This window comes from Dactylosporangium sp. CS-047395, assembly GCF_050942185.1.
GTDB lineage: Bacteria > Actinomycetota > Actinomycetes > Mycobacteriales > Micromonosporaceae > Dactylosporangium.
This window is the reverse complement of record NZ_CP192015.1, coordinates 303,648-329,085: the sequence shown is the minus strand read 5'-3', so window position 1 is coordinate 329,085 and position 25,438 is coordinate 303,648. Positions and strand designations below refer to the sequence as shown.

The following is a 25,438-nucleotide window of genomic DNA, read 5'->3' as shown; positions in this document are numbered from 1 at the left end:
GGCTTGGTCTATTTGTCGCGGTTCTTGGCGAGGAGTTCGCGGCGGGCGCGGGTGCGGAACGAGTCGCCGGCGAGGGTGAGGACCTCGGCGTGGTGGACGAGCCGGTCGATCATCGCCGCGGCGACGACTTCGTCGCCGAAGACCTCGCCCCAGCGGCCGAACGGTAGGTTCGACGTCACCAGGATCGAGGCTTGCTCGTAGCGGGACGCGACCAGCTGGAAGAACAGGTTCGCTGCGTCGGTGTCGAACGGGATGTAGCCCACCTCATCGATGATGATCAACCGGTAGCGGCGGATCTTCTTGAGCTCGGCCTCCAGCGCGCCGCTGTGGTGGGCCCGGGCGAGCCGGGTGATCCAGTTCGTGGCGGTGTCGAACAGCACGGAGTTGCCGGCCTGGGCGGCCTTGATGCCCAGCCCGATCGCGAGGTGGGTCTTGCCGATCCCGGGCGGGCCCAGGAGCACCACGTTGTCGGCCTTCGGGACGAACGTGGCGGTGGCCAGGTGCGCCAGGACGTCCTTGCGGAGGCTGGGCAGGTGCTCGAGGTTGAAGTCGTCCAGGGTCTTGATGGCCGGGAAGTGCGCGGTGCGGACCCGCATCATGTTCCCGGCTGATTCCCGGTCGGCGACCTGGCGTTCCAGGACGGCGGCGAGGTATTCCTCGTGGGACCAGTTCGCGTCGCGGGCCTGCTCGGCGAGGTCTTCCCAGACCCGGCCGATCGTGGGGGTCTTCAGTACCCGGGCCAGGTAGGCCAGTTTCGACGTCAGCCCGTCCGGCCGGGCCGCGGCAGGCCTTTGCGTCGCGGCCTTGCTTCGCGTGCTTGCTGTGGTGGTCATGAGATCCCTTCAGCGATGGTGGATGCGGGTGGGTGCTCGACGGGGTGCGGATCGAAGTCGACGCCGAACAGGTCGTCGTAGTCGGGCAAGGCGCGGATGGCCACGACATGCCCGTCGGCGTGGCTTCTGGTCGTCTCGCGCTCGAGCTCGCGCCGGCGGTGCGCCAGCTCGGCGCGCAGCAGCCGGGCAGTGTCGCGGTGGGCCGGGTCGGTGATCGTCTGCCGGACTCCCCAGAAGCGGGCGTGTTCGGCGACGACCTGACCGGCGCAGGACGCCACGACCCGCACTGGGTTGGCGAACACGTCGACGAACCGGCCGATCGCGCGGGGGTCCACGCTGTAGTCGTTGCTGTCGACCCGGACGTAGTAGTCGCGGCCCAGCCGGACCCGGTGGGTCAGCCCGATCGCCGGCGCCACCGGCGGCAGGCCGACCATGCCGGCCCGGTCGGCGTCCCACCGCTGGGCTGGGGAAGCGCCGATCGCGCGCAGGTGCCGGACGTTCGCCCGGGTCGTGAGCCAGTCACCGATCTGTGTGTTGAAGTCGAACGGCGAGGTGAACGTGCGGCCCGGCAGGAACGACGTCTCGAAGTAGCCGTTGCGCCGCTCGACCAGACCTTTGGATTCCGGATCCCGTCGCGGTGTCAGCCGGATGCCGACGCCCAGCGTTCCCGCGAACGACGTCGCCTCGGCCGTCAGCTTCCCGGTCCCGCCGATCGCTGATTCCCGGTCCCAGACCAGCGTGCGCGGGCACGCACCCCACCCGCCGATGATCTCCCACATCCCGGCCAGGATGTCGCCCGCCTGCCGCGACGGGATCATCACCGCGTCCGTCACCCGCGAATGCCCGCACGTCATCGCCAGGACCGGCAACACCCGCCGCTGACCGGCCCCGACCGGGATCTGCGGCTCCGGGAACCACAGATCGCATTGCGCGACCTCACCCGGCGAGTACTCGATCCGGTCCGCCGGATCCGGCGGCACGAACAACGGCCGCAACTGCCGAACCCGGTCCTTCAACACCGTCAACGACCGCGTCCAACCGATCCGTTCCGCGATCACCGGCACGGGCATCGACGGCCACTGCGTCAGCAGCAACCGGATCTGTGGCTCGAACACATCAATCGACGAACCCCGCGGCCCACGCTCACGCCGCGGCGGCTCCACCGCCCGCACCGCCGACCGCACCGTGTTCCGCGACAACCCGAACCGCCGAGCGAGCTCCTTGATCGGCACACCCTCGCCCAGGTGCAACCGCCGCAGCTCAGCCCACTCCTCCAACTTGATCACCCCTCCAGACTTACGGAGAGGGGTCAATTCCAATCCGCCGCCAGAGGGTCAGTCTTAGGCCGCCGTCGACAGTGCGGCGGGCGGGACGGAAGCGCTGCAGGAGGCCGAGCTGGTACAGGCGCAGGAGACGCTTGGCCGTCTGGCGGCGGGAATCGAACAGTGCGGTCTCGATCTGGCTGGTCGTGAGGACCCGGTGGTCGTACAGCAAGTCGAGGAGTCGGAGGTCGCGTTCGTTGAGGAACGCCTGGACGTAGAGCACGGGGTCGATGTGGAACTTCGCCATGGCCGGTCCTCGGGAAGCAGGGCGTTCCCGGGGTGGGAACGCCGTCACCCACCAAAGGGCGGCCGTTGGGCGCGCTTTGCCGGACGCGTTCAGCAACTGCGTCCAACAGCTCCGTCCTGCGGTCCGGGCCAGATCGACTGCGGACGCGCCTGTTGGCCTGCGTTGGGTGGGTGTCGCCGCTGTTGGCCGGGGCTGTTGGCTTGTTGGACTCTGTTGGCGCAGTGCTGTTGGCGCCGAGCCGCTGTTGGCGCGGTGCTGTTGGCACGGGGCGCGTGTTGGCGTGGCTGTTGGCCGCGGCTGTTGGTCCGTTGCCCGGCGTTGGGTTGCCGGTAATCCCGTTGGGGCAGCTGTTGGTTTCTGGTTGGCCGTTGGGTACCGGTCAGAGCCTGCGGACCAGCAGTCAACCGGGCCATTTGTTACCGAGGCAGATCAGGCGGCCGCGTCGTCGCCATCGCGTTGCGGAACCGCCGTCGCAGGTTGACCGCCGTCGATGATATCCAGCAGCCGGTCGATGTCCTCGACGTCCCGGTCCTGCACGCGCGAGCCGTACGCGAGCGCCTTGATGACGAGCGCGAGTTCGACTGTGGGCACCCGCACGGTGAACTCCAGCGTGCCGCCGTCCAGCATCCGCGCGGCCGCGTCGAGCGTGACCGGGTCGGCGGCAAGCGCGGGAGCAAGTCCAGGCGCGGAGTCGAACGCGCGCCCGCCGAGCTCCTGCGGCCGGAAGCGTCCGTCGAGAGACGGGATGAGCAGGACGATGGTGAGCTCCGGGACGGGTCCGCCCACGACCGCCAGGTCCGGGACCGGCCGTGTGTAGCTGTTGCCACTGGTGGCGGTGTACCCGTGGTCGAGGAGGCGCTGGTGGATGACGCCGGAGCCGGCGAGTTCGGTGGTGATGGCGGCGTCGGCGTCACGGGTGCGACGGACGGCGATGCCGGGGACGGGAAAGGCGGTCAACAGCAGCGACGCCATCTGCCCGCCGATGATGCGCACGTTCTGGTCGGCGGTGATCGCACCGATCTCCGCGAGTGACCGTATCGACAGTTCCTCGGCGTATGCGGTGGCGACGAGCTCGACGTGACGCCTTATGTCCACAGTCGTTCCCGAAGGGCTCGGGCTCGAAGTTGGCCGACCGCCGATTCGACGTCTCCGCCGGACGACCGGCGCAGGTCCCACGCCGCGATGAGGGGGTCGGCGTATCGATGCCGGCTTCCCAGCTCGCGGGACATGGCCAGCACGGTCGGATCCCGAGGAGTTCGCAGCTCAACCGTTGCGTCCGCAGCACGCACGGTCGCGAATCCGTGCCGCTCCAACGCCGGCTGCTCGCTGACGTAAGCGACGATACGGCCCGGCCGGCGCCATGGTGCATACAGGTCGGCGGCGAAGTCGCCCGACACGACCGGTGCGTGGACGACCTGTTCGATGCGTTCGAGTTGAGCCGTCAGGTCTCCGGTCGCCGACCAGTACGTGACCAGCCCGCGCGAGCCCGGATAGTCCGCCATGAACCGGTCCCAGCACGCCGCGCGGTCGACGACCTGCCAACCGGTCGCCGTGCGCGTCACCAGTTCCTCGGGCAACGGCAACTGCTTGCCCACCGCGACGTGCGACACCCCCAGCCGCTGCGCGATCTGCACCTGCAGCAACGGCGCGGACGGGCCGAGCGCGAACAATCTGAGCATGGCGAGCCGTACCCAACTCGTGCGACCCGGATGGACCTGGCCGGCCGGCCGTTGCCGATCCGCCCGGTGCGTCTCGCGCAGGAAGCCGACCACCGCATCGTCGACCGCCGCATAGGCGATGCGCTCATCCCGCTCGGTCGCCTGCCGCAATGCTCGCCCCGCCCGCGCCACCACGAACAACAGTCCGTCCAGGTGCGGCCTGAGCGTGGCCAGTGCGCGATCGATCTCATGGGGACTCGGCGAGTGGCGCAGCAGCATGACCTGGCGGCGGGACCATGCGCGGTCGCCGCTGGTGATCTCGACCTCGGCGCTGTTCAGCACGCGCCGGTCCAGGTCGGCGTCGAGCAGCAGCTCGATGCCGTCAGCGGTCTCCACACCGTCAATGTAACCTACCTAGAGAATTTTTAGGTAGGTTACATTCAAGGTCGGAAGACTAATCTGGTGCTTTCCGATCTGGGGGTCTTGATGCTGGAGAAGCTCGACACCGGAGTCGTACATCCGGCCAGGCGATACAACTACTGGCTCGGCGGCAAGGACAACTTCGCCGCCGATCGGGAGTCCGGTGACCTGCTGGCGAAGTCCTACCCGGCGGCGCGGATCGCGGCCCGGGCCAACCGGGCGTTCCTGCAGCGGGCCGTCGGCTACCTCGCCGGGGAGGCCGGCATCCGGCAGTTCCTCGACATCGGCACGGGGCTGCCGACCGCCGACAACACGCACGAAGTGGCGCAGCGCATCGCGCCCGAGGCGCGGATCGTTTACGCCGACAACGATCCGATGGTCATGGCGCACGCCCGCGCGCTGCTGACCAGCACACCCGAAGGGCTCACCCGGTACCTCGAGGAAGACCTGCGCGAACCGCAGCGCATCCTCGACCACCCCGAGCTGACCGAGACGCTCGATCTCAAGCAGCCCGTGGCGTTGATGCTCGTTGCGATCGTGCACTTCCTGCCCGAGCAGGCGGCCGCGCGCAACGTCGTGCGGACGTTGCTCGACGCGCTGCCTTCCGGCAGTTACCTGACGATGTCCTGCGCGACCAAGGACTTTCTCACGCCGGAACTCGCCGCGAACTGGGACGAGACGCTGCGCACCGGCAAGTCCGACGTGTACCCGCGCGACCGGGCCGCGTTCGCCGAGTTCTTCGAGGGGCTTGAAATTGTCGAGCCCGGCATTGTCGCGGTCAGCGAGTGGCGGCCCGACCCCGACGCCGAGGAGAGCCCGGCGCCTGTCGACGCCTCTATTTTCGGAGCAGTAGCCAGGAAGCCGTAATCACTTCCGCCGGGAGCTCACCCGATACGTGTCCCACCAGCCGAACATTGACGGCGGTACGAGGTGGGCCGGCATATCGGGCGGCTGCCGGCGCGCGCGGGAACGGGAAGCGGGCGGCTCGGGTCGGCTTTCCAGCAGTACACCCGTGGGCTCGGACGCCAGGAGTTGACCAAGGGCGTCCGAGCAGCGCGCGTGCAGCCGCTCCCAATCGAGCGGGTGTTCACCGACGCCGCCCACGAAGCCCTCGACCATGGTGATCGTGCGGCCGAAGCCGTCGCGGACCGGGTTGGCGGAGGCAGCGGCAGGGCCGTCGTCAACGCTCGTCGAAGCGAGCAGCTTGCCGTCCGGCGACACCGCGACACCGCGACCGGGCGGGCCGGCCAACGTGCGGACCGGCTCGCCGCGCGGCAGCCCGGCGATGCGCACCCGGCCGCCCGGAGCGGCCAGCCAGCCGCCGCGCGGGTGCACGACGCAGCCAGAAGCGGGGTCGGGCGAGGACATGACGATCCGGCCCGCGGGGGCGTTCGAGTCGCCCCAGATCCGTACGGTGCCGTCCCAGCCGCTCGACGCGATCCACTCGCCCCGCGGGCCGAACGCGCAGCCGGTCACCCATCCCTCGTGGCCACGCAAGTTGTCCAGCGCGGCGCCGGTCGCGAGATCCCAGACGCGCACCGTCCCGTCCCAGGAGGACGTGGCCAGGGTGTGGCCGTCCGGTGCGATCGTGCACTGCGTGATCCGGTCGGTATGACCGGTGAGCCGACCGCGCAACGCGCCCGAGCGCAGGTCGACGACGTGGACGCGGTGATCGGAACCGGCCACCGCGAGCACGGTGCCGGCAAGGTCGATCGCGCACGGGCTGACCAGCGGAACGCCGAGCTCCAGGCGGGAGGCCTCGGCGCCCGCCGACAAGTCCCAGCGGCGCACGGTGCCGTCCCAGGAGCTCGTGTACGCGTGGCGGCCGTCAGGAGCGAAGACGCCCCCGCTCAGCCAGCCCTTGTGCCCGGTCAGCTTCACCGGCTCCGGCCGCCCGAGGCGCCACAAGCGGGCGGTGTGGTCCCAGGACGTGGTCAGCAGCCGGCCGCCGTCGGGCGAGAAGGCGGCGGTGACGACCCGGCCCGTGTGGCCGGTGAGGGTCTGGCGGAGGCGGTTGCGGCTCGGGGCGTACACCCGGATGGTGGCGTCGCTGGTGAGCGGGCGGCGCCGGAAGGCCACCGCGAGCCGTGAGCCGTCGGACTGGCGGACCGTGCGGGTCTGGATCGAGGTGTCCTCGGGGTCGGTGTCGCGCAGCGCCGCGGTCAGCACGTCGATGCGCCCGCCGAGGAAGTCCGGGGCGAGCACCACGCGCAGCCCGAGCTTGCGGCCCGGGCTGATGAGGAACGGCCACACCCCGCTCACGCACTGCCCCCGGTCAATCCGATCGGAGCGGCGGCCGGGCGGCGCTGCTGGGGCACCTGCTCGCGTGTGCTGTCCCGCTCGAACTGGCGCAGCCGCGCCTCCAGCCGACCGAGCAGCTTCTCCTTGGCCAGCACCGACCAGCTCGCCCGCTTCTGCAGGTCTTTTGCCTTGCCCCGCAGCTCGTCGACGAGGTCCTTGCCGATGCGGCGGCGGCCGAAGCGCTCGCTCTGGGCGTACGCCCGCATCCAGCCGGCGTCGCGGTCGCGGTCGATCTCGGCCTGGCCCCAGTTGAGCTCGACGCCGGGGACGGGCAGCAGGGTGAGCTTGACCGAGATCTGGCGCGCGACCCAGTCGACCGCGCTCAGCATGCCGTGCACCCACATGATGCTCTGCGCGCGCCGGGCCCGGCGGAACGCGGCCTTCACGGCCTTCGGGCCGAGGTCGTTGAACGCCTCGGCGAGCCGGTCGGGCAGCATCGCCGCGAACGGCACGTCGATGTTGATCGGGTTGGGCGCGCTGACCTTGGCCATCCGCACGATGCCGTCGTCGCTGCGCTGCTCGTCGACCACGTCGCGGCCGGTCACCGACAGCGGGATGATCCGCAGCTCGCCGGCGTTCTTGCGGCCGGTCATGAGGTTCTTCATGGCCGGCACCCGGCGGATCTCGGCGACCGCCTGCTGCAGCGTCCAGGGCCGCGCCGACGGCGAGTTCGGGTTGGGCTCGACCAGCCGGTCCCACTTGGTGATGAGCAGCTGGATCGGGCACTCGACGTTGTTCACCAGCTGCGCGTACTCGGTGAGCTGCTGGTTGAGCTCGATGAACTCGGCCTTGTCGTACTCGGCGTCGCGCAGCCGCATGCCGTCGATGGCCACCACCACGACGTCGGCCGTACGCAGCCGCTTGGCCAGTTCGGTGCGCAGGTGCGGGTCGATCGTGGACTCGGTGCCGACCACCTCGCCCGCGTAGTCCCAGTACCGCAGCCGCAGCACCGGCGTGCCACCCCGATCCTCGCTCTCGACGTAGCAGTCGAACTCGAACTTCTCGATCCCCTCGTAGCCGGTCGGCGGCGGCCAGGAGTCGCCGGGCGTGGCCAGCTGCCGGTAGTGCTTGTTCAGCTGCGCCCACTTCACCGGGTCCGTGCAGCGGATCGAGTATCCGCGCGGGTTGTCGTGGTCGTCGGTACTGAGCTCGTGGTGCAGGGTGGCCATCAAGGTCGTCTTGCCGGTACCACGGCCGCCGATCATGACGACATTGAAGAACGGGATGAGCTTCAGCTCCGGCGCCGGCTCGGGCGGGGTGTCGTCGTCCGGCTCCTCCCGGTCGTCGGCGCCGACGTCGTCGTGGCCCTGCATCCGGCCGTCCGGGTCGAGCCGGGTGAAGCCGAGCTCGCCGGTGAAGTCCTCGAGCAGCGTGGCCCCGCCGTAGTCGTTGCTGCCGTTGGCCTTCGGCAGCCCGGGCACCGACCAGGTCACCTGCAGGTCGTCCATGATCTTCTCGCGCTGCCCGGCCCGCTCGGCCGCCCGCCGGGCCTCCTCGATCGCGAGGTCGTCGCGCTGCTGCATGGCCCACATGCGGGCCCGGTTGAGCCGGTCGGCCTTGATCGCGGCGAACTCCAGCTCGCCCCGCTCGAGGCTCTGGACGGTGAGCCGGTCGTAGCGGGTGATGCCGCCGAGGAACTTGAACAGCGCGGGCACGATGTCGACGAGGATGAACAGCAGCCGTACCGCCCAGATCCCCCACGCCAGCGTCCCGTGCTGCCCGGCGAGCACCCGCAGCGCGTCCATGCGCTCCAGCAGCCCGATGCTGCCCTGGTTGGCCCGGAGCTTGCCGAGCTGCTCGGCGATGTACTCGTCGCGCTTCTTGCCCCAGTCCGACGTCGCCGTGCCGATGTCCTCGGTCAGCTTGGTGATGTCGGTGTCGAGGTCGGCGATCGCCTTGTGCTTCTCGGTGGTCTGGTGGGTGCGCTCGAACTCCTCGCGGGTGTCGGTGAGCTTCTGGCAGACCGGGCCGTTGCCGTACCGGCCGGTGAACCCGTCGCCCGGCTCGCCGGCGCACTCCTTGCGCTCGTTCTCGCGCATCACGGCCAGCTGGTCGTCCAGCGGCTTCACGGCCGCCTGCAGATCCGCGCGCTGCTTCTCTTTGTTCGCCTTCTGATCCACGAGCCCGTTGAGCTCGCTCGCGGCCGGGGCCAACAAATCCTCACCGCACCCCGGGTCAGGCTGGCGGGGCGGCGGCACCGGGTTGCACTTCTCCAGCGCCGTGCTCAGGCGCCGCTCGGCCTCGTCGCGGGTGTCCTTGATGTGCTGCACGATCGCGGTCTCGAAGATGCGCAGCACGAGCGGCTCGGCGATGACCACGCCGATGACGATCGCGACGGCGAGGCGGACCAGCACCGAGGAGAACTTGTGCCGCAGCTCGGGTCCCGGCGGCGTGGCCACGATCCACCGGTCGAGGTTGAGAATGACCAGGAACCAGACGGCGGCCGGAATCAGCACCCACGGCGTGAACCCGCCGAGCAGCTGGCCGATCGCGAACGTCATGGACAGGAACGCGAGCGTTGCCGTCGAAAGGACAGTGCCGCCGAGGCCGGTGTACCGCGGACGCTCCTGCGGTACCCACGAAAGCAATTCCTCGTCGACGCCCGCGAGCCGGCGCAGCATGCGCCCGGGGTGCCAGTAGGGCGGCAGCGGCGCCGCCTCGGGCAGGCGCACGGCCGGTTTCGTCGTGCCAGGGTCGGTCAACGGCCCCCCAGGGCGGCTAGCGGGTGGACAGCCGGATCTCGGCGAGGCGGAACTCCATGCCGGGAACGGTCAGTGGATGGGCCACGAACCGGGCCGCGACCCGGTTGCTCACCACCCGGTAGACCTCGTTGACCGTCCGGTCGGCGAGGCCGGCCGCGGTCCAGCGCAGGCGCTGGTCCTCGGTGAAGTACGTGAGCAGCTCCGGCGCGACGTCGCGCAGCCCCTGCTGGGCGACGATGCACGGGTCGATGACCTGGCATCGGATGCCCAGCCGCAGGTGCAGGTCGCGCTCGGGGCGCGGCGAGGCGATCGGCAGGTCGAACAGCATGCTGCGGGGCCGCATGTCGACCACGGCGACGGCCCGCGCGGCCACGACGATGTGGTCGGTCGAGCGTGGATTGCGGCCGCCCGGCAGCTGCTGGTAGCGGCCGTCCACCAGGAACGTCAGGACCGCGCCCTCGCGGGGCACCGGGATCTGGCCGAGCTGGCGGCGCCGCATGCCGAACCCCGACACGCCGGACGGTTCGAGCGGTCGCACGTCGATGACGGGGAACGGTTTGCGCACCCGACAACCTCTCGCGACCGGCTACTGGACGTGTCGAGGTTACGGCGGAGCGCATTTTCGGCGAATCGACCTTCCGGATCGCCGAATACCGATGTTGCGCGCCGAGATGCGCCGAATGGACGATGACATTCCGGGCGCGTTTTTCTTTCGGACAGCACAAAGGCCGCCTCGGGCGGAGGCGGCCTTTGCGGGTCAGCGGGATCAGGCGGTGCGGCGCCCCACCCTGAACAGTCCGGCGCCGGTGACGGCCAGCACCAGGCCGGTCAGCAGCAGCACCCCGATCGGCGGACCGGTGACCGGCAGGCTGCCGCCGCCCGTGGCCACCGGCGCCGTGACCGTCGGCGCGGCGGCGACGGTGACCGACAGGGCCATCGAGCGCACCGTGCCGTCCGGGGCCGCACCCTGGGCGACCACAGTGTGCTGGGTCGCCGCCAGCGCCTGCGGCAGCGTGATCGGCGTCTGGAACGAGCCCGTCGCGTCCGTGGTCACGCGGCCCAGTTCGATGGGGGTCGAGTAGATGGTCACCACGACCGTCGAGTACGGGGCGAAGCCGGTGCCGACGAACGTGACCACCTGGCCGGGCACGGCCGTGGTGATGTTGCCGTCGGTGGTGGTCAGGTTCAGGTTGGTCGTCGGCGGGGTGGCCGGCGTCACCGGGGCGACCGGCGTCACCGCGGCCGTCGGCTCGCTCGCGACGGAGTCACCGGCGGCCGAGTGGGCGATGACGGTGTACGTGTAGCTCGTACCCGCGACCGCGCCCAGCACGCACGTCGTCTCGGTCGTCGTGTCGCACGTGGCCGGGCCCGGGCTCGCGGTGACGGTGTAGCCGGTCACCGCCGCCCCCGAGGCCGGCGCGGCCCAGCTCACCGTGACCGACGACGCGCTCGCGACCGCGGTGACGGTCTGCGGGCGGCTCGGCGCCGACGGGGCGGGGTTCGGCGGGATCGGGTTCGACGGGGCCTCGTTCACGGTCACGGTGGTCGTGTCGGAGGAGCCCGAGTATCCGGTGGTGCCGTTGTACGCGGCCGTGATCGAGCCGGTGCTGAGGGTGGTGCTGGTCGAGCAGGCGACGCCGGCGCTGAGCGGCTTCGTGTCGGACAGGCCCGCGCCGCTGAACGTGACGGTGCCCGCCACCATGCCGGTCGTGGGCCCGTCGGCGGTGACCGTCGCGCAGACCATCACCGCGTCGCCGGCCGTCGACGGGTCCGGCGTGGCGGTCACGACCGTGGTGGTGCCGGCCGGGTCGACCGTGGCCGACGCGGTGCCCGTGGAGGCGTTGAAGTTGCCGTCGCCGTTGTAGGTCCCGGTGACCGTCCCGGTGCTCAGGTCGGTCCTGGCGGTGCAGGCCTCGCCGCTGCCGTTCACGGCGGCGGTGGCGACCAGCCCGCCCGGGCCGTTGAAGGTCACGGTCCCGGTGGGCGTGCCGCTGCCGGGCGGTTCCACCGCCACGGTCGCGCAGATGTCCACCGACTGGCTGTTGACCGAGGGGTCGGGGCTCACGGTGACCGACGTCGACGTGTCGGCCCGGTTCACCGTCACCGACGTCGTGCCGGTCGAGGCGCTGTAGTTGGTGTCGCCGTTGTAGGTGGCCGTCATCGTGCCGCCGGTCAGCGTCGCGCTCGTGACGCAGGCCTCGCCGCTGCCGTTGAGCGCCTCGGTCTGGTTGAACCCGCCGGCGCCCGTGAAGACGACCGTGCCCGTCGGGGTCCCGCTGCCGGGCGCGTTCGCCGTGACCGTGGCGCACACCTGCACGCTCTCGCCGTGCGAGGACGGCTCGGGCGTCGCGGTGACCGCGGTGGTCGTGTCGGCCTTGTCGCGGGTCACCGAGGTGCTGTCGGTGGAACCGGAGAAGGAGCCGTCGCCGGAGTACGTCGCGGTGACCGTCCCGGTGGCGATCACGGTGACCGTGATGCAGGCCTGAGCGCCGCTGAGGGCCGCGGTCTGGCTCCCGGACGGGTACACGAAGGTCACCGTGCCGGTCGGGCCCGTGTCCTCGGTCCGGCCCGCTCCCTTGGCGACGTGCCGCGCCTCGATCGGCGCGGATCCCGTAACCGTGGCACACAGGTCGACCGATTGGCCGGTTACGGACGGGTTGGGCGACACGGTGACCGCAGTGGTGGACGTCCCCATCATGATCTGCTCGGCGCCCGGCTTCGGGCCGTGGGCGAACGCCGGGTCCACGCCCAAGGTGAGCGCGCCGACGCTGACGACAGCCGCCAATGCGGCTCCTACGGTAACCCTGCGCATTCCACTCCCCCACTTTAAGTAATCGCTTCGTCACGCTAAGCGAAGTACCTGTACCGTGTGGGCGCTTTGCACGCGGAAGCGCGAATGGCTGAACTTTGTTTGCCGATCCGACCTGCGGGTAGGCCGCTCCGCCGCCGAGAAATCTCCGCCGACCTGGCCTACCGTGTGCTGGTGACGGCGTCGGTCCAAGGGGTGCGGGACGAGGATCTCGCCGTGCCGCTCGCCGCCGCCATCGACGGGGACGCCGAGGCCTTCGCCGTCCTCTGGCGTTCACTGCATCCATTGGTACTGCGCTATCTCCGCGTCGTCTGCGGCGACGCGGCCGAGGACGTGGCGTCCGAGACGTGGTTGCAGGTGTCGCGGGATCTGGCGCGATTCGACGGTACCGCGACGGCTTTCCGGATCTGGCTCTTTCGGATCGCGCGGCATCGCGGCATCGACGAGAACCGCAAGGCGTGGCGCCGCCACGAGGAACCGCACGAGGCGGTGGACCAGCTGCGCGTGGTCGCGACGCGCGACGCGGCGACCGAGGCGCTCGAACTGGACGACACCGACCGCGCGCTGCGGATGATCGCGAGCCTGCCGCGCGACCAGGCCGAGGCCGTCATGCTGCGCGTCGTGGCCGGCCTCGACGTGGCCGGCACCGCGCGAGTGCTCGGGAAACGCTCGGGCGCGGTGCGGATCGCGGCCATGCGCGGGCTGCGCAAGCTCGCCGCGCACCCCGAGGTCCAGTCGCACTACCCGGACGGCCCGGCCGCGGAGAGGCGGGCCGGATGAAGCGCGACGACCTGCCCGACGGGCGCCTCGGCGAGCTGCTGTCCGCCGCGGCCGCGCCCGGGCGGCGGCACGAGCTGCGCGGCGAGGAGGACGCGGTCGCGGGGTTCCGCCAGGAGTACCAGCCGCGCAACGCTCCCGCGCACCGCCCCCGCCGCAAGCGGCGGCTGCTCGCGGTCTTCGCCACCGCGTTCGTGGCAATCGGCGTGGGCGGCACGGCGTTCGCGGCGAGCACGGGCAACCTGCCGGCGCCGGTGCAGGTCTGGTTCGACAACCACACCGGCCCCGACCCTGACAAATCGCCCAAGAGCGCGGCGTCGGCGTCGCAGTCGGCGCACCCGTCGGCGTCGCCGCGCCCGAGCAGCCTGCCGGTGGAGTTCTGCAAGGCCTGGCAGGAGCGGGACGCCAAGCCGATCACCGCGGAACTGCGGCAGGAGCTGTCGCGGCTGGCGGGCGGGGAGGCCACCATCGACACGTACTGCCACCGGGTGCTGGGCAACCCGGCGTCCCCATCCCCGTCGCGGTCTTCAGCGCGCCCTTCTCCGAGCAGGACCGAGCGCGCTGCGCCAACCGCCACCGACGACCAGGGCGAAAACGACAATTCACAGGGCGACGAGGACGGCGGCTAGCGGGGGTGTAACACTGCGCGGCCGGCCGTCGCTGTTTACTCTCGTGCTCACCGCAGGCGTCGATCTCGCCCCCACCGACGAGCGGACCGCCCTCGCGACCCTCGCCTGGTCGCGCGGCCGTGCGGTACTGCGCGAACTCACCGTAGGCGTGCCCGACACGCGCATCCTCGCGGCCGTCCGCGCGGCCGACAAGACCGGGCTCAACTGCGCGCTCGGCTGGCCCGAACCCTTCGCCGCGCTCGTCAACGCGCACCGCGACGGGCACACCGCGAGCCTGCCGAGCAACGAGAACGGCGCGAACTGGCGGCGCGCGATGATGTACCGCGCGACCGACGAGGCCGTCCGCACGACCGTCCCCGGCGTCGCCCCGGCCAGCGTCGCCGCCGACCGCCAGGGCCACGCCGCGCTGCGCTGCGCCGCGTTGCAGGCCATGCTCGCCCGGGCCGGCCAGGACGTCGACCGCAGCGGCACCGGCAAGATCGTCGAGACGCATCCGGCCGCGTCGCTGTACCGCTGGGGCGTCACCCGCCGCTACAAGGGCCGCCACGAGGGCCTGGCCGCCACCCTGTGCGCCGCGACCGCGCCGTGGCTGGATCTTGGCGCGTTCGCCCCGCTGGTGACCACGAATCGCGACGCGTTCGACGCCCTGGTGGCCGCCCTCACCGCACGCGCGGTCGCGCTGGGCCTGACCGAGCGCCCGAACGGCGACCAACTGGCCCTGGCCCGCATCGAGGGCTGGATCGCGGTGCCCTCGGCCGATCTGGGCGCATTACCTTAGATCGACTCGTCCAGATGGGCGCTCCAGACGGCGCTCGCCTCGCTGTGCGCCTCGACCCCGTTGAAGAACGCGTCGGCCAGATTCCCCGTCTCGGCCTCGGAAACCCCGTCGATCTCCAGAAACTTCGGCCGGTGCACGGCGAACGGCTCCGGCCGGTACGGCACCGCGATCATCAGCCGCTTCGGCACCGGCCCGAACTCGACCGCCTCCGCGATCAGCGCGTCGACCTTGCCCGACTCCAGGTGGATGTACGCATCGAGCACGAGCACCGCCCGCGCCCAGCCCTCCGGATTGTTCTCGAGCATCTCCCGCCCGATCCGCGCCCCCTCGGCCAGATCGTCGGCGACCAGCCGGGTCAGCCCACGCTGCCCGTCCGCGTCCTCGTACCCGAGCAGCGGCGTGAGCGGCCCGCCGTCGGAAACACTCCACACGCCATGCGCGGCGAAGAATCCGGCAAGTCTCGCGAAGTCATACATGACCGTCATCCTGCCAGGCTTATTCGCTTGGCGTTGATCCTTAGACTCACGCATGGCAGGGCTGTAGCGCAGAGGTCGTCGCATCGGACTGCGGATCCGAAGAACGCCGGTTCGATTCCGGCCGGCCCTGCCCCTTTCATTTGGTGGTGTCTCATGCATCCGTCGGCGGTGCCCGCCTCGATGATCGAGCGCGCGACCGAGCGCCGCCTGGCCGGCGACTGGCCGGGCGCCTACGCCGCGGCGGGCGTCGAGAACCTCGTCGACCTGGGCCTGATCAGGCGCACCTTCGGCGACGACGCGGCCGCCCGGATCGAGGACGACCTGCGCCACCTCGTGCCGGACCTCCTGCGCTGGTACCTCGTGCGCGACCACGGCGCCCTCCCGCGCCCGCACGTGTGGTACCCGCTCGTACTCCTGCCCGACGACCACGCCGTCATGGTGCACACGCTGCCGTTCTACCGCATCAGGCTGACACTCGGCCGCGTGGTCGAGCAGCGGGGCCGGCGCGACGACAGCTTCCTGCTGCTGCGGGACCGCTGGGATGCGCGCCGCACCCGCGAGATCCTGGCCCGCTGCGGCTTCTTCAACCGCCCCGCCGGCGGACTCGTCACCACCTTGCTCCAGCTCGACGACGACGGCCGGCACGCCGCGGCCTGGGCGGCTGCCGGCTACGACCTGCGGGTGCTGTTGTTCGACCGGCGCTTCGGCCGCGACCGCCTCGACCCGGCCGCGTTCGCCATCGACCCGGCGACACGCAGCCGCGCGCGTGGTGCCGCCGTGAACGCCGCCCTGGCCTGGCCGCGCCCGATCCACACCACCCTCCCCGCGGCCGCGCGCCGCACCATCGAATACGTCGAGGAGCTGCTGGCCACCGAGCCGTACCCGACCACCCGCCACGCCCAACCCGGCCCGCGCATCGAGGCCGACACCCACCTGGGCCTCACCCGCATCGATGTCAAGGGCCGCAGCATCGTCCTCGACGGCGCGCGGGCGCGTCTGGTCAGCCGCGTGCCCCGTGGCCAGGCAGATGCCGAGAGACGCCGCGCCGAAATGGACGAGTTCGGCATCCCGCTCGACCGCATCCCACGCATCCCCGACGTGCTGGTCCACCGCCCGGCGGAGCTCGACGCCCTGCGCCGCGGCTCGATCACGCTGCACCCGTTGGTCCACGAGGCGCTTTTTTCAACCGCCGCGTTGGTACTCCCTGAGCTTTCGCCAACCCTCACGCCGGTCGAGCCAGCGCTTTCGCCGCCCCGCGCGCTGGTCGAGCCAGCGCGTCCGTCCCCTCGCACACCGGTCGAGCCAGCGCCTTCATCGACCCGCGCGTCGGTCGAGCCAGCGCTTTCGTCGACCCGCGCGCCGGTTCAGCCAGCGCTTTCATCGCCTCGCGCGCCGCTGTTTTTTGCGCCTACACGTCTCCGCATGGCCATCCCGGTGCATTGCGATCACGCGACGCACGAGGTCGTCATGCGCGACGGTGCGATGGTCATCCCGCACACCCGCGCCGAGATCGATCGCGAAATGGCGCTCGCGGCACTCGGCGGCCAGGTCCAGGGTTGCGTGGCCGCGCGGGAGGGGTGGCGCGATTTGGCCGTACAATTGCCGCGTCGTTTTCTGAGGCTGCACGACGAACTGCTGCTGATCGTCCGCCTCGGCGACACCGCCGCGCTGGTGGACGCGCTGGACCGGGGCCTCGACCCGCATGTCCGCTTCCGCCCCACCGGCGAGTCCCTGCTGCACCTGCTCCCGCACATCCCCGGCGGCGACGACCTGGCCCCGCGCCTGCTGGCGGCGGGCGTCGACCCGAACGCGCGCACCACGGCCGGTCGCACTCCGTTGCACGAGGCCGTGGCCATCGGCTCCGTACGGCTGGTCAAGACCCTCCTCAAGGCCGGCGCCGACCCGAAGGCGAAGGAGCGGGAGCACGGCTTCAGCTACGCGGCCGGCTGGACGAACCGCCCCGACCTGGCCTTCCTGCGAAAGCTGGTCACATGAACCGCCAGCCCTTCCCGACGCGGCTGATTCCGCTGCCCGCGCGCATGATCGAACGCGCAACCGAACGCCGCCTCGCGGGCGACTGGCCGGGCGCTTGCGCATCGGCGGGCTTCAACGTCCCGATCGACCTGGACGCCGTGCGCCGCGACCACGGCGCCCCCGTCGCGGACCGCCTGGAGTCCGACCTACGTCACCTAGCCCCCGATTTGCTGCGCTGGCATCTCGGCCCGCTCCGCTGCCGCCTGCGCTTCCCCCTGGCCCTCTACCCCGGCTCCTTGGCCCTGATCGCCAGCACTCCCGGCCACCCCCGCGACCCCCAGCGCGTCACACTCTCCTTCGGGCGCCTGGACTGGATCACCCGCGCCCGCCGCGACGACGTGCTGGTCCTCTTGCGGGACCGCTGGGATTCCCGGCGTACCGCCGACAAACTGACCCGCTGCGGCGGCCTCACCAGGCTGCCGTTCTTCACCCCTTCCGGCGACCGCTTGCCGGCGGACGCGCTGGGCGACGACTCCCCCGAGGGCCTGGTCGAACGCGCAGTGCTCCTGGACGACGCCGGCCACCCGGCCGAGGCATGGGCCCTCGCGGGATATTCGGTCGTGGCCCGGCATCCGCGGGCCCTGTCGGCATTCCGCCCGATCCACAGCACGCTGGCGGATTCGCGCCGGCGAATTTTGTCGTACCTCGCCGATATGGTGACGCCACCGAACAACGAGGTGGACGTCCGATCCTCCTCGGCTCGTATAGAACTCCGAGACCGCACGCTGGTCCTGGACGGCAAGCAAGCCGTGCTGGTGACCGCCCCGAACGAGAGCGAGTACGACCTCCCGACCATCCCCCGCATCCCGCTGGAAGTAGCCAACCGCCCGCCCGAACTGACCGCCCTGCTGCGCGGCCACCTGCAGCCCGAGGACCTGCACCCGCTGGCGTTTGCGGCCCTGTTCCCGACGGGTTCCGGGCGCCCATCTCCGCCCGCTCCACCCTCACTGCCGTCATCCATCGACATCCCCTGCGACAACGAAACCCACGTCATCGCCGTGCGCGACGGCTCCTTCGTGCCACCCCACTCCCTGGACCGCGAGCGCACGCTGGCCGCCCTGGGCGGCGAAATGCAGGGCTGCGCGGCCGCCATCGACGGCTGGCGCGACCCCACGATCCCCGTCCCCGGCCCAATGGCCACCCTGCGCACCAACTTCCTACGCCGCTTCGCGGAGACCGACACGGCAGCAGTCGAGGCCGCCCTGAACACCGGCCTGGACCCACACTTCCGCGACGACGACGGCCGCACCCTGCTGCACCTGCTGCCCTGGCTGACCGACACCGACGACCTGGTAGCCCGCTTGATGGAAGCAGGCCTGAACCCGAACGCAGGCGACAGATACGGCCGCCCTCCGCTGCGGCTGGCCCTCGAGTACGGCTCGCCGGACCAGGTCCAAGCCCTCCTGAAGGCAGGCGCAGACCCCCGCGGCCAGTACACCCACCGCCCCGACCTGACCGCCCTCCTACAATCCGCAAAGGCAAAGCCGTAGCGCAGAGGTCGTCGCGCCGCCCCCTCAAGGCGGAGGACGCCGGTTCGACTCCGGCCGGCTCTGCCCTCTTCTTCGCCTTCCTGGTTTCCAGCGCATTTCTCCCTGTTCGCACCCGCTTTTCCAGGCGCGTCGAACGGCCCCGGCTCCCCTGCCCGACCGGCCGAATCTGCATGTTCGTTCGTCCACGCCGCCGCCGAACCCGATCCATTCCGGCTCCCGCGACGCAATGATCTGGCCGTGACTGCCCGCCGTTGGATCGCCGCCCTCGCCGCCACGTTCGCCGTCGCCGCCCTGGCCGGGTGCGACGCCGACGCCGCGAAGAAGCCCAACCTCCTCGTCGGCGTGGCCACCTCCTCCAGCCCGTCCGCGTCGACTTCTCCCTCGCCGTCCGCCTCGCCCTCGCCGAGCCAGTCCGCGGTTCCCACCCCGACGATGGACGCGGTCGTGCCCACGACGGCGGTGCCTCCGCCGGCCCTGCCCACAACGACGCGCCCAGCCCCGGCCAAGACCACCACGAAGCCCCCGGCCCCGAAAACGACCGCGCCGGCGGCGCCGAAGACCACCGCACCCCCGGCGGGCGGCCCGGTCGGCAACGTCACTCCCGGCGCGTTCTGCTCACCGGAGGGCGCGATCGGCTACACCTCAAAGGGCACGATGATGCGCTGCACGCAGAAACCAGGCGAGAAACAACCCCGCTGGCGCGCGGCGTAAGCGCCGGACGGGGTACCGGACTTCAAGGAGCTGCCATGACGGCCAAGCCGCAAGGAGCACCGCCCGTAGTCGTCGCCCTCAACGTCTTCGCCGTGCTCTGGATCGTGGGCGGCCTGATCAGCCTGTCGGCCCTGTGGCCGGAGAACGAGTCCTACGGCCACCCGACCACGACCGAACTGGCCCCGGCCCTGATCGTCGCCTGCATCGCCGGCCTCGCCGCCACCATCGCCCTGGCCGCGTCGGCGATCGTCACCCAGCTGGCGCGCCGCAACCGGGAGGTCGAACCCTGACCCCGACGCCCACCGCGGTCGAGTGACACCCACCCGCCCGCGGGCTAGCGTCGAACGCATGACAACGCTCTCCGAGCAGGCGGGTCCTCCGCAGTGGACGCCCGGCGCAGGCTGGGAGCGGCTGCAGCGCGAGCTCCCGCACCTCGTTGACTACCGCAAGGCCGACGAACTCATCGCCGCCGCGAAGCGGCACGACACCAAGGACCGCCAGGCCGGCTGAGACACCCGAACGGGCCTGCTTGTCTGAACCAAGTCGAAATCTGTCATGGTCGGTCACCGTCCTGCCGCTCGATCAGGCCGTCGCGGTCGAGATCAGCGCGTGGTCCGGGTCGCCCGGCGCGCGGCACGCACTCTGGGAGGCGCGTGCGCTCGGCTGCCCGCTGGTGACCTGTCGGCCCGAGTTACGCACCCGGGCAAGCAGACATCCAAGCCGTCTGAACGCCTCCTAGACTGCTCGGCGGCAGAGCCGTAGCGCAGAGGTCGTCGCACCGCCCTCCAATGGCGGAAGACGCCGGTTCGACTCCGGCCGGCTCTGCCTTCAGTCGGCTGTTCTATGCGAGGTGGCAGGGCGATGATCCCGCTGCCCTCCGCACGCGCACGGAGGGCAGCGGAACAAGTATCTAGCGCCGGCCGACGGTCAGAACCGGCTTGGTGACCTCGGCGAAGAAGTCGTTGCCCTTGTCGTCCACGACGATGAAGGCGGGGAAGTCGACCACGTCGATCTTCCAGACCGCCTCCATGCCGAGCTCCGGGTACTCGATCACCTCGACGTGCTTGATGCAGTCCTGGGCGAGCCGGGCCGCCGGGCCGCCGATCGAGCCGAGGTAGAAGCCGCCGTACGTGTGGCAGGCGTTGGTGACCTGCTTCGAGCGGTTGCCCTTGGCCAGCATGACCATCGAGCCGCCCGCCGCCTGGAACTTCTCCACGTAGGCGTCCATGCGGCCGGCCGTCGTGGGGCCGAACGAGCCCGACGCGTAACCCTCGGGGGTCTTGGCCGGGCCGGCGTAGTACACCGCGTGGTCGCGCAGGTAAGAAGGCATCGGCTCGCCCGCGTCCAGGCGCTCGGCGATCTTGGCGTGGGCGATGTCCCGCGCCACGACCAGCGGGCCGGTCAGCGACAGGCGGGTCTTCACCGGGAGCTGGGAGAGCTGCGCGCGGATCTCGGACATCGGGCGGTTCAGGTCCACCGCGACCACGTCGTCGTCGAGGTGCTCGTCCGTCACGTCGGGCAGGAAGCGGGCCGGGTCGCGTTCGAGCTGCTCCAGCCAGACGCCCTGCTCGTTGATCTTTCCGACGGCCTGGCGGTCGGCGGAGCAGGACACCGCGATCGCGACGGGGCAGGAGGCGCCGTGCCGGGGGAGGCGGACGACCCGCACGTCGTGGCAGAAGTACCGGCCGCCGAACTGGGCGCCGATGCCGAACTCGCGCGTGAGCTGGAGGACCTCGGCCTCCAGCGCGACGTCCCGGAAGCCGTGGCCGACCGCGGAACCCTCCAGCGGCAGGCTGTCCAGGTACTTGGCGGAGGCAAGTTTGGCGGTCTTCAAAGCGTGCTCGCCCGAGGTGCCGCCGATGACGATCGCCAGGTGGTACGGGGGGCACGCCGCAGTGCCGATGAGGCGGAGCTTCTCCTCGAGGAACTGCATCATCCGGGTCGGATTGAGCAGGGCCTTGGTTTCCTGGTACAGATAGCTCTTGTTAGCCGAACCGCCACCCTTGGCCATGAACAGGAACTTGTACGCGTCGTCGCCCTCGGCGTACAGCTCGATCTGGGCCGGCAGGTTGGAGCCGGTGTTCTTCTCGTCCCACATCGTCAGCGGGGCGAGCTGCGAGTACCGCAGGTTCAGCCGCGTGTAGGCGTCGAACACGCCGCGGGCGATGGCCTCCTCGTCGCGGCCGTCGGTGAGGACGAAGCGGCCGCGTTTGCCCATGACGATGGCGGTACCGGTGTCCTGGCACATCGGCAGGATCCCACCCGCCGCGATGTTGGCGTTGCGCAGCAGGTCGAGCGCGACGAAGCGGTCGTTGGGGGAGGCCAGCGGGTCGTCGATGATCGAGCGCAGCTGGGTGAGGTGCGCGGGGCGCAGGAAGTGCGCGATGTCGTGCATGGCCTCGTCCGTGAGGCGGGTCAGCGCCTCCGGCTCGATCGTCAGGAACCGCCCGTCGCGGCCGATCCCGTCGCTGGTGACCAGGCGGTATTCGGTGGTGTCGGGTCCGAGCGGCAGCAGCGGCGAGAACGCGAATTCGGGCATGCCCTCGACTGTATTACCCGCCTGTATCACTCCACTCCGGCGACCCTGAGCAGGGCGGCCGTCAGCGCCGCGGCGACCACGACGACGACGAACGGGGCCTTGCGCCAGGCCAGGACCGCGCCCACCAGAACCCCCGCAGGCCGGGCAATGCCGACAAACGACGTGCCGTCCAGCAGGGCGGCGGTGGCGATGAGCGCGGCGAGCAGCGCGACGGCGGCGAGTGACAAATACCGCTTCACATTTTCCGACACGGAGATTCGCTCGCGCAGCACCGGGCCGGCGAATCGGAAGGCGTACGTGCCGGCCGCGAGGACAAGAATCGCGATCCAACTCATTTCGACCTCGCCAGGAACAGTGCGAACAGGGCGGCCAGGACCGGTAGACCGGCGGGGAGCAACGGCGTGGCGATGAGGGCGAGCGCGGCGCCGCCGACTGCTACGCGTACCGATGCCGCATCTTTTAAAGAAGAGAGCGTCAGGGCGAGCAGCGCGGCCGGAAATGCCGCGTCGATGCCGAAGGTGTCGGGGTCGCCGAGCGCGGAACCGGCGATCGCACCCACGGCGGCGCAGACGTTCCAGGTCAGATAGAGGCTGATGCCGGTCAGCCAATAGGCGCGCCGGCGGCGGGCGGGATCGTCCTGCGCCAATGCGAAAGCCACGGATTCGTCGGTCATCAGGTGGCTGCCCAGGAAACGCCGCCGGCCGAGCACCTCGTTGCCGATCGCCAGGCCGAACGGCAGGTGGCGCGCGTTGAGCAGCAGCCCGGCCAGCACGATCGCGGCCGCGGTGGCCCCGGCGCCGGCCAGGCCGACGGCCAGGAACTGCGCGCCGCCCGCGTACACCAGCGCGTTCATGGCCACGATCTGCGCCAACGGCACCCCGGCGGCCGACGCGATCGCGCCGAACGACAGCCCGACGATCGCGGCCGCCATGCACAGCGCGGCCACGTCCCGGGCGATCGGATCTGTTCGGAGAATCGAACGCATAGTTCGGTATGCTGGACCCACACGCCACTGTTCGTCAAGCCGAATACATCGTTCGCTGTACCGAACGGAAGCCCATGGACCCCACCAAACCGCCCATCGACCTCATCGCCGCCGCCCTCCGCCGCGAGCGTGACCGGGAGAAACTGTCCCTTAGCGAGGTGGCCAAGCGCGCCGGCATCGCCAAGTCCACCTTGAGTCAACTCGAGTCGGGGGCCGGCAACCCCAACATCGAGACGCTCTGGGCCCTGGCGGTCGCGCTGAATGTGCCGTTCAGCCGCCTGGTCGAGCCGCCGCCGACCGCCCCGCGCGTGATCCGGGCCGGCGACGGTCCCACGGTCAAGTCAGAACAAGCCGATTTCGTTGGTACTCTGCTCGCGACCTGCCCGCCAGGAGTCCGACGCGACATCTACCTGATGCGGGTCGAGCCGATCGGCGCACGCAAGGCCGACGCGCACCTGCCCGGCACCATCGAGCACGTCGTGATGATCAGCGGGCGGCTGCGGGTCGGCCCCGAGGACTCCCCGGTCGACCTCGACGTGCACGACTACGCCTCGTTCGCCGGAGACGTCGCGCACGGCTACGAGGCGCTGACCCCGCACACGTCGTTCGCGCTGGTCATGGAGCACCGCTGACCACGCATTGTCGATTGGCCGTTGTACCGGCTCAGTCCCGTTTTCTAGCCTCGCTCGCATGACGCTCATCGCCCACGTCAGCGACACGCACATAGACGGCGGTCGGCGCAGTATCGACCGGACCACAGCTGTGGTGGACTATTTGCTCGGCCTGCAACGGCCGGTCGACGCGGTACTCCTCACCGGCGACCTGGCGGACCACGGGCGGGCCGAGGAATACGAGCAACTCAAGGTGTTGTTTCGCCGGCTCGACGTACCAAAGCTGTATCTGCCTGGAAATCACGACGAGCGGGAGGCGTTCGTCGCGGCCGGCCTGGGCCCGCTCAACCGCGTCGAACGGGTCGGCGATGTGCCGTTCGCGCTGGTCGACTCGACGATCCCGGGCAAGGACGACGGGTTCATCGAGGACGCGACCCTGGACTGGCTCGACGGCGCACTGGTGGGTGGGACGCCGGCCTTCGTGTGCTTCCACCACCCGCCGGTCGCGCTCGAGCACACCTTCGCCGACCAGGTGCGGCAGTTCGGCGAGGAGCGGCTCGAGGCGGTGATCCGCCGGCACCCGAACGTCGTGGCGGTGCTGTGCGGCCATTTCCACACGCCGACGGTGACCACGTTCGGGGGCGTGCCGCTCATCATCGCGCCCGGTGTGAAATCGACGCTCATCATGCCGTGGGAGCGCGAGACCGACGAGATGAACATGGACGACCGCCCGGCCCTCGTGATGCACCACTACACCCGTAGTCGGCTCACGAGCCATTACCGAATCCTTTAGGTGTACGCGAGATAGCCGATTGTCCGGCCGCGCCCGACCATCAGCCCGTGCTCGCCGATACCCAGCACATCGGAGGTCGTTTTGGCCTCCAGCAACACGCGGCCATTGTCCGGGGCATAGACCGTGAGCTTTCCGCCGGCGGTATCGCGGACCAGCACGGCGTACCGTGAAACCGCGACATCAGCCTTGGCTGGCACCTCCTGCTGCCAGAGCCGCCCGCCTTTCTCAAAGCCGACGACCGAGAGCGTCTTGCCGCCGTTGGAGCGGACCAGGCCGTATTGGCTGTCGGCCGTCACGATCTCATCGCCCTCGGCGCCGGCCCACATCTCGCGCCCGTCGCGCGGCGAGAGGAACACCTCGCGGTTGTCGCCGCGGGTCGCGATCAGCACGGTGTCCGCGCCGGCCGGGTCTCGCCGCTGCTCACACCCGGCGCCGGACGCGGTGTGCAGGTCGTACCCGTCCTTCTTCCACAGCGTCTTGCCGTTGTTCGGGTCGCGCGCCTCGAGGCTGTACCGGCAGTTGCCGTCCTTCGGCGCCGCCGTCGACACGAGCTCGCGCCCGCCCGCGACCACGACCCGCGTCGTGTTGGACGCGCCGTCCTCGCGCAGCACCTTGCCCCGCCCGGTGTCGACGACCTTCACCTTCTGCTCGATCGGAAAGCCGAGCATCGCCGGGATGGGCCGCGGCATGGCGTTGATGGCATCGCGGTACGCGTCGGCCTTGACCTCGGTGCCGAGCAGATCACTGTTGATGCCGTTCAATACGCGCCCGATCCCCGGCAGCGTCAGCTTCCAGATCGGCGCCCCGTCCTTGGGCGACCGCGCCGTGAGGGTGCAGTCGCTGAGCCCACCGCACGCGATCGTCAGCACGTGCTCGCGAAACGTCCACGCCCCGACCGCGTCATGATCGCTCCACCGCGGCTGGCCGCTCACCGGGTCGAGCGCCTCCAGCCCGGTCCCACGCCGCCCGACGATCGCCACGACACTGCCGCCGTCGCCCGCGACCCCCGCCCAGTCCGCTTCCTTCGTCCACAGCACCTTGCCATCGGTCAGCGCACGTCCCTCGACGGTTCCACGCATAGAGACGATCGCGGCGGTACCGGCAATCACCGCCGACGACGGCTGCCCACCCACACGATCCGTCCAGGCCGTGTCGGGTGTGGACAGTTTGCCGGTACTGTCGGCAACCTTGTCCCACCAACCAGTGATGTTGGGCAGCGGGTTCCAGCCGGTGATGATGATCGCGGTGATGATGAGCGCCAGCACACCGATCGCACCGAGCGCCGTCTCGAAGTTGCGGACCGCTCCCCTAGCCACGGCCGCG

At 70.6% G+C, this 25,438-nt stretch carries 25 protein-coding genes and 3 tRNA genes; 14 read left to right on the top strand and 14 right to left on the bottom strand.

Annotated features, from left to right (window positions below; all coding sequences use genetic code 11):
* Nucleotides 1-8: 8 nt before the first annotated feature.
* The 5 genes from istB to ACQP00_RS01545 form a co-directional block, all read right to left on the bottom strand.
* Nucleotides 9-833, bottom strand: a complete 825-nt coding sequence (gene istB, locus ACQP00_RS01565) for an IS21-like element helper ATPase IstB (protein ID WP_433213208.1) — start codon at nt 831-833, stop codon at nt 9-11.
* Entirely contained in the window at nt 830-2,119 is a 1,290-nt protein-coding gene (gene istA / locus ACQP00_RS01560; RefSeq protein ID WP_433199897.1) for an IS21 family transposase, read from the bottom strand. Before istA ends, istB begins: the two co-directional genes overlap by 4 nt.
* 10 nt (nt 2,120-2,129) lie before the next feature.
* The gene (locus ACQP00_RS01555; protein ID WP_433213206.1) at nt 2,130-2,402 is read right to left on the bottom strand and encodes a replication-relaxation family protein; all 273 of its coding nucleotides are present in this window, start codon (nt 2,400-2,402) and stop codon (nt 2,130-2,132) included.
* Between the two features lie 429 nt (nt 2,403-2,831).
* A complete protein-coding gene (locus ACQP00_RS01550) occupies nt 2,832-3,395 on the bottom strand; it encodes a hypothetical protein (RefSeq protein ID WP_433213203.1) in 564 nt (187 codons plus the stop codon).
* Between the two features lie 92 nt (nt 3,396-3,487).
* A complete protein-coding gene (locus ACQP00_RS01545; protein ID WP_433213200.1) occupies nt 3,488-4,456 on the bottom strand; it encodes a hypothetical protein in 969 nt (322 codons plus the stop codon).
* 90 nt (nt 4,457-4,546) lie between these two features.
* On the opposite strand from ACQP00_RS01545, the gene ACQP00_RS01540 reads away from it, so the two are divergent.
* Nucleotides 4,547-5,347, top strand: a complete 801-nt coding sequence (locus ACQP00_RS01540; protein ID WP_433223630.1) for an SAM-dependent methyltransferase — start codon at nt 4,547-4,549, stop codon at nt 5,345-5,347.
* On the opposite strand, the gene ACQP00_RS01535 is transcribed toward ACQP00_RS01540, so the two are convergent.
* From ACQP00_RS01535 to ACQP00_RS01520, 4 genes are all read right to left on the bottom strand, one after another.
* Nucleotides 5,348-6,742: a WD40 repeat domain-containing protein gene (locus ACQP00_RS01535; protein WP_433213197.1), complete on the bottom strand. Its 1,395-nt coding sequence runs from the start codon at nt 6,740-6,742 to the stop codon at nt 5,348-5,350. It lies immediately after the preceding gene.
* The gene (locus tag ACQP00_RS01530) at nt 6,739-9,453 is read right to left on the bottom strand and encodes a DUF4407 domain-containing protein (protein WP_433213194.1); all 2,715 of its coding nucleotides are present in this window, start codon (nt 9,451-9,453) and stop codon (nt 6,739-6,741) included. The genes ACQP00_RS01535 and ACQP00_RS01530 overlap by 4 nt, the downstream gene beginning before the upstream one ends.
* 46 nt (nt 9,454-9,499) lie before the next feature.
* A complete protein-coding gene (locus tag ACQP00_RS01525; RefSeq protein WP_433213191.1) occupies nt 9,500-10,048 on the bottom strand; it encodes a hypothetical protein in 549 nt (182 codons plus the stop codon).
* 201 nt (nt 10,049-10,249) lie between these two features.
* Nucleotides 10,250-12,268, bottom strand: a complete 2,019-nt coding sequence (locus ACQP00_RS01520) for an Ig-like domain repeat protein (RefSeq protein ID WP_433213188.1) — start codon at nt 12,266-12,268, stop codon at nt 10,250-10,252.
* A 198-nt stretch (nt 12,269-12,466) separates the two neighbouring features.
* Here ACQP00_RS01520 and ACQP00_RS01515 point away from each other — a divergent pair, with 198 nt between their 5' ends.
* The 3 genes from ACQP00_RS01515 to ACQP00_RS01505 are packed head-to-tail and all read left to right on the top strand — an operon-like array spanning nt 12,467 to nt 14,476.
* Nucleotides 12,467-13,072 carry an RNA polymerase sigma factor gene (locus ACQP00_RS01515; protein ID WP_433213185.1) on the top strand — a complete coding sequence of 202 codons (606 nt, stop codon included), beginning with the start codon at nt 12,467-12,469 and terminating at the stop codon, nt 13,070-13,072.
* The gene (locus ACQP00_RS01510) at nt 13,069-13,698 is read left to right on the top strand and encodes a hypothetical protein (RefSeq protein ID WP_433213182.1); all 630 of its coding nucleotides are present in this window, start codon (nt 13,069-13,071) and stop codon (nt 13,696-13,698) included. The genes ACQP00_RS01515 and ACQP00_RS01510 overlap by 4 nt, the downstream gene beginning before the upstream one ends.
* Nucleotides 13,699-13,741: 43 nt before the next feature.
* Nucleotides 13,742-14,476, top strand: a complete 735-nt coding sequence (locus ACQP00_RS01505; protein ID WP_433213179.1) for a DUF429 domain-containing protein — start codon at nt 13,742-13,744, stop codon at nt 14,474-14,476.
* On the opposite strand, the gene ACQP00_RS01500 is transcribed toward ACQP00_RS01505, so the two are convergent.
* A complete protein-coding gene (locus ACQP00_RS01500) occupies nt 14,473-14,961 on the bottom strand; it encodes a hypothetical protein (RefSeq protein WP_433213176.1) in 489 nt (162 codons plus the stop codon). The two genes, ACQP00_RS01505 and ACQP00_RS01500, sit on opposite strands and share 4 nt — an antisense overlap.
* Nucleotides 14,962-15,009: 48 nt before the next feature.
* Here ACQP00_RS01500 and ACQP00_RS01495 point away from each other — a divergent pair.
* From ACQP00_RS01495 to ACQP00_RS01460, 8 genes are all read left to right on the top strand, one after another.
* Nucleotides 15,010-15,082 (top strand) — tRNA-Arg (locus ACQP00_RS01495).
* A 23-nt stretch (nt 15,083-15,105) separates the two neighbouring features.
* Nucleotides 15,106-16,947: an ankyrin repeat domain-containing protein gene (locus ACQP00_RS01490; protein ID WP_433213173.1), complete on the top strand. Its 1,842-nt coding sequence runs from the start codon at nt 15,106-15,108 to the stop codon at nt 16,945-16,947.
* Nucleotides 16,944-18,476, top strand: coding sequence for an ankyrin repeat domain-containing protein (locus ACQP00_RS01485; protein WP_433213170.1), 1,533 nt, complete (start codon nt 16,944-16,946; stop codon nt 18,474-18,476). The genes ACQP00_RS01490 and ACQP00_RS01485 overlap by 4 nt, the downstream gene beginning before the upstream one ends.
* Nucleotides 18,467-18,539 (top strand) — tRNA-Glu (locus ACQP00_RS01480). The genes ACQP00_RS01485 and ACQP00_RS01480 overlap by 10 nt, the downstream gene beginning before the upstream one ends.
* Before the next feature lie 174 nt (nt 18,540-18,713).
* Nucleotides 18,714-19,187 carry a hypothetical protein gene (locus tag ACQP00_RS01475; RefSeq protein ID WP_433213167.1) on the top strand — a complete coding sequence of 158 codons (474 nt, stop codon included), beginning with the start codon at nt 18,714-18,716 and terminating at the stop codon, nt 19,185-19,187.
* Nucleotides 19,188-19,222: 35 nt separating this feature from the next.
* Nucleotides 19,223-19,477, top strand: a complete 255-nt coding sequence (locus ACQP00_RS01470) for a hypothetical protein (protein WP_433213164.1) — start codon at nt 19,223-19,225, stop codon at nt 19,475-19,477.
* A 58-nt stretch (nt 19,478-19,535) separates the two neighbouring features.
* Nucleotides 19,536-19,697, top strand: a complete 162-nt coding sequence (locus tag ACQP00_RS01465) for a hypothetical protein (protein WP_433213161.1) — start codon at nt 19,536-19,538, stop codon at nt 19,695-19,697.
* A 242-nt stretch (nt 19,698-19,939) separates the two neighbouring features.
* A tRNA-Trp gene (locus tag ACQP00_RS01460) sits at nt 19,940-20,012 on the top strand.
* A gap of 85 nt (nt 20,013-20,097) precedes the next feature.
* On the opposite strand, the gene ACQP00_RS01455 is transcribed toward ACQP00_RS01460, so the two are convergent.
* The 3 genes from ACQP00_RS01455 to ACQP00_RS01445 are packed head-to-tail and all read right to left on the bottom strand — an operon-like array spanning nt 20,098 to nt 22,711.
* A complete protein-coding gene (locus ACQP00_RS01455) occupies nt 20,098-21,726 on the bottom strand; it encodes a fumarate hydratase (RefSeq protein ID WP_433213158.1) in 1,629 nt (542 codons plus the stop codon).
* A gap of 26 nt (nt 21,727-21,752) precedes the next feature.
* Complete coding sequence (locus tag ACQP00_RS01450) at nt 21,753-22,061, bottom strand: AzlD domain-containing protein (RefSeq protein WP_433213155.1); 309 nt, start codon at nt 22,059-22,061, stop codon at nt 21,753-21,755.
* Nucleotides 22,058-22,711: an AzlC family ABC transporter permease gene (locus ACQP00_RS01445; protein ID WP_433213152.1), complete on the bottom strand. Its 654-nt coding sequence runs from the start codon at nt 22,709-22,711 to the stop codon at nt 22,058-22,060. The genes ACQP00_RS01450 and ACQP00_RS01445 overlap by 4 nt, the downstream gene beginning before the upstream one ends.
* 74 nt (nt 22,712-22,785) lie before the next feature.
* Here ACQP00_RS01445 and ACQP00_RS01440 point away from each other — a divergent pair, with 74 nt between their 5' ends.
* Together ACQP00_RS01440 and ACQP00_RS01435 are read left to right on the top strand one after the other, a co-directional pair.
* Complete coding sequence (locus ACQP00_RS01440; RefSeq protein ID WP_433213149.1) at nt 22,786-23,343, top strand: helix-turn-helix domain-containing protein; 558 nt, start codon at nt 22,786-22,788, stop codon at nt 23,341-23,343.
* 58 nt (nt 23,344-23,401) lie between these two features.
* A complete protein-coding gene (locus ACQP00_RS01435; RefSeq protein WP_433213146.1) occupies nt 23,402-24,115 on the top strand; it encodes a metallophosphoesterase in 714 nt (237 codons plus the stop codon).
* On the opposite strand, the gene ACQP00_RS01430 is transcribed toward ACQP00_RS01435, so the two are convergent.
* On the bottom strand, nt 24,112-25,431 hold the full coding sequence (locus ACQP00_RS01430; protein ID WP_433213143.1) for a PQQ-binding-like beta-propeller repeat protein: 1,320 nt from the start codon (nt 25,429-25,431) through the stop codon (nt 24,112-24,114). The genes ACQP00_RS01435 and ACQP00_RS01430 overlap by 4 nt on opposite strands.
* Nucleotides 25,432-25,438: the final 7 nt, after the last annotated feature.

Coding starts and splice junctions, on each gene's coding strand:
- istB (WP_433213208.1), bottom strand. CDS start 833: ATGACCACCACAGCAAGCACGCGAAGCAAGGCCGCGACGCAAAGGCCT.
- ACQP00_RS01470 (WP_433213164.1), top strand. CDS start 19,223: ATGACGGCCAAGCCGCAAGGAGCACCGCCCGTAGTCGTCGCCCTCAAC.
- ACQP00_RS01435 (WP_433213146.1), top strand. CDS start 23,402: ATGACGCTCATCGCCCACGTCAGCGACACGCACATAGACGGCGGTCGG.
- ACQP00_RS01485 (WP_433213170.1), top strand. CDS start 16,944: ATGAACCGCCAGCCCTTCCCGACGCGGCTGATTCCGCTGCCCGCGCGC.
- ACQP00_RS01465 (WP_433213161.1), top strand. CDS start 19,536: ATGACAACGCTCTCCGAGCAGGCGGGTCCTCCGCAGTGGACGCCCGGC.
- ACQP00_RS01450 (WP_433213155.1), bottom strand. CDS start 22,061: ATGAGTTGGATCGCGATTCTTGTCCTCGCGGCCGGCACGTACGCCTTC.
- ACQP00_RS01445 (WP_433213152.1), bottom strand. CDS start 22,711: ATGCGTTCGATTCTCCGAACAGATCCGATCGCCCGGGACGTGGCCGCG.
- ACQP00_RS01490 (WP_433213173.1), top strand. CDS start 15,106: ATGCATCCGTCGGCGGTGCCCGCCTCGATGATCGAGCGCGCGACCGAG.
- ACQP00_RS01440 (WP_433213149.1), top strand. CDS start 22,786: ATGGACCCCACCAAACCGCCCATCGACCTCATCGCCGCCGCCCTCCGC.
- ACQP00_RS01510 (WP_433213182.1), top strand. CDS start 13,069: ATGAAGCGCGACGACCTGCCCGACGGGCGCCTCGGCGAGCTGCTGTCC.
- ACQP00_RS01540 (WP_433223630.1), top strand. CDS start 4,547: ATGCTGGAGAAGCTCGACACCGGAGTCGTACATCCGGCCAGGCGATAC.
- ACQP00_RS01500 (WP_433213176.1), bottom strand. CDS start 14,961: ATGACGGTCATGTATGACTTCGCGAGACTTGCCGGATTCTTCGCCGCG.
- ACQP00_RS01455 (WP_433213158.1), bottom strand. CDS start 21,726: ATGCCCGAATTCGCGTTCTCGCCGCTGCTGCCGCTCGGACCCGACACC.
- ACQP00_RS01555 (WP_433213206.1), bottom strand. CDS start 2,402: ATGGCGAAGTTCCACATCGACCCCGTGCTCTACGTCCAGGCGTTCCTC.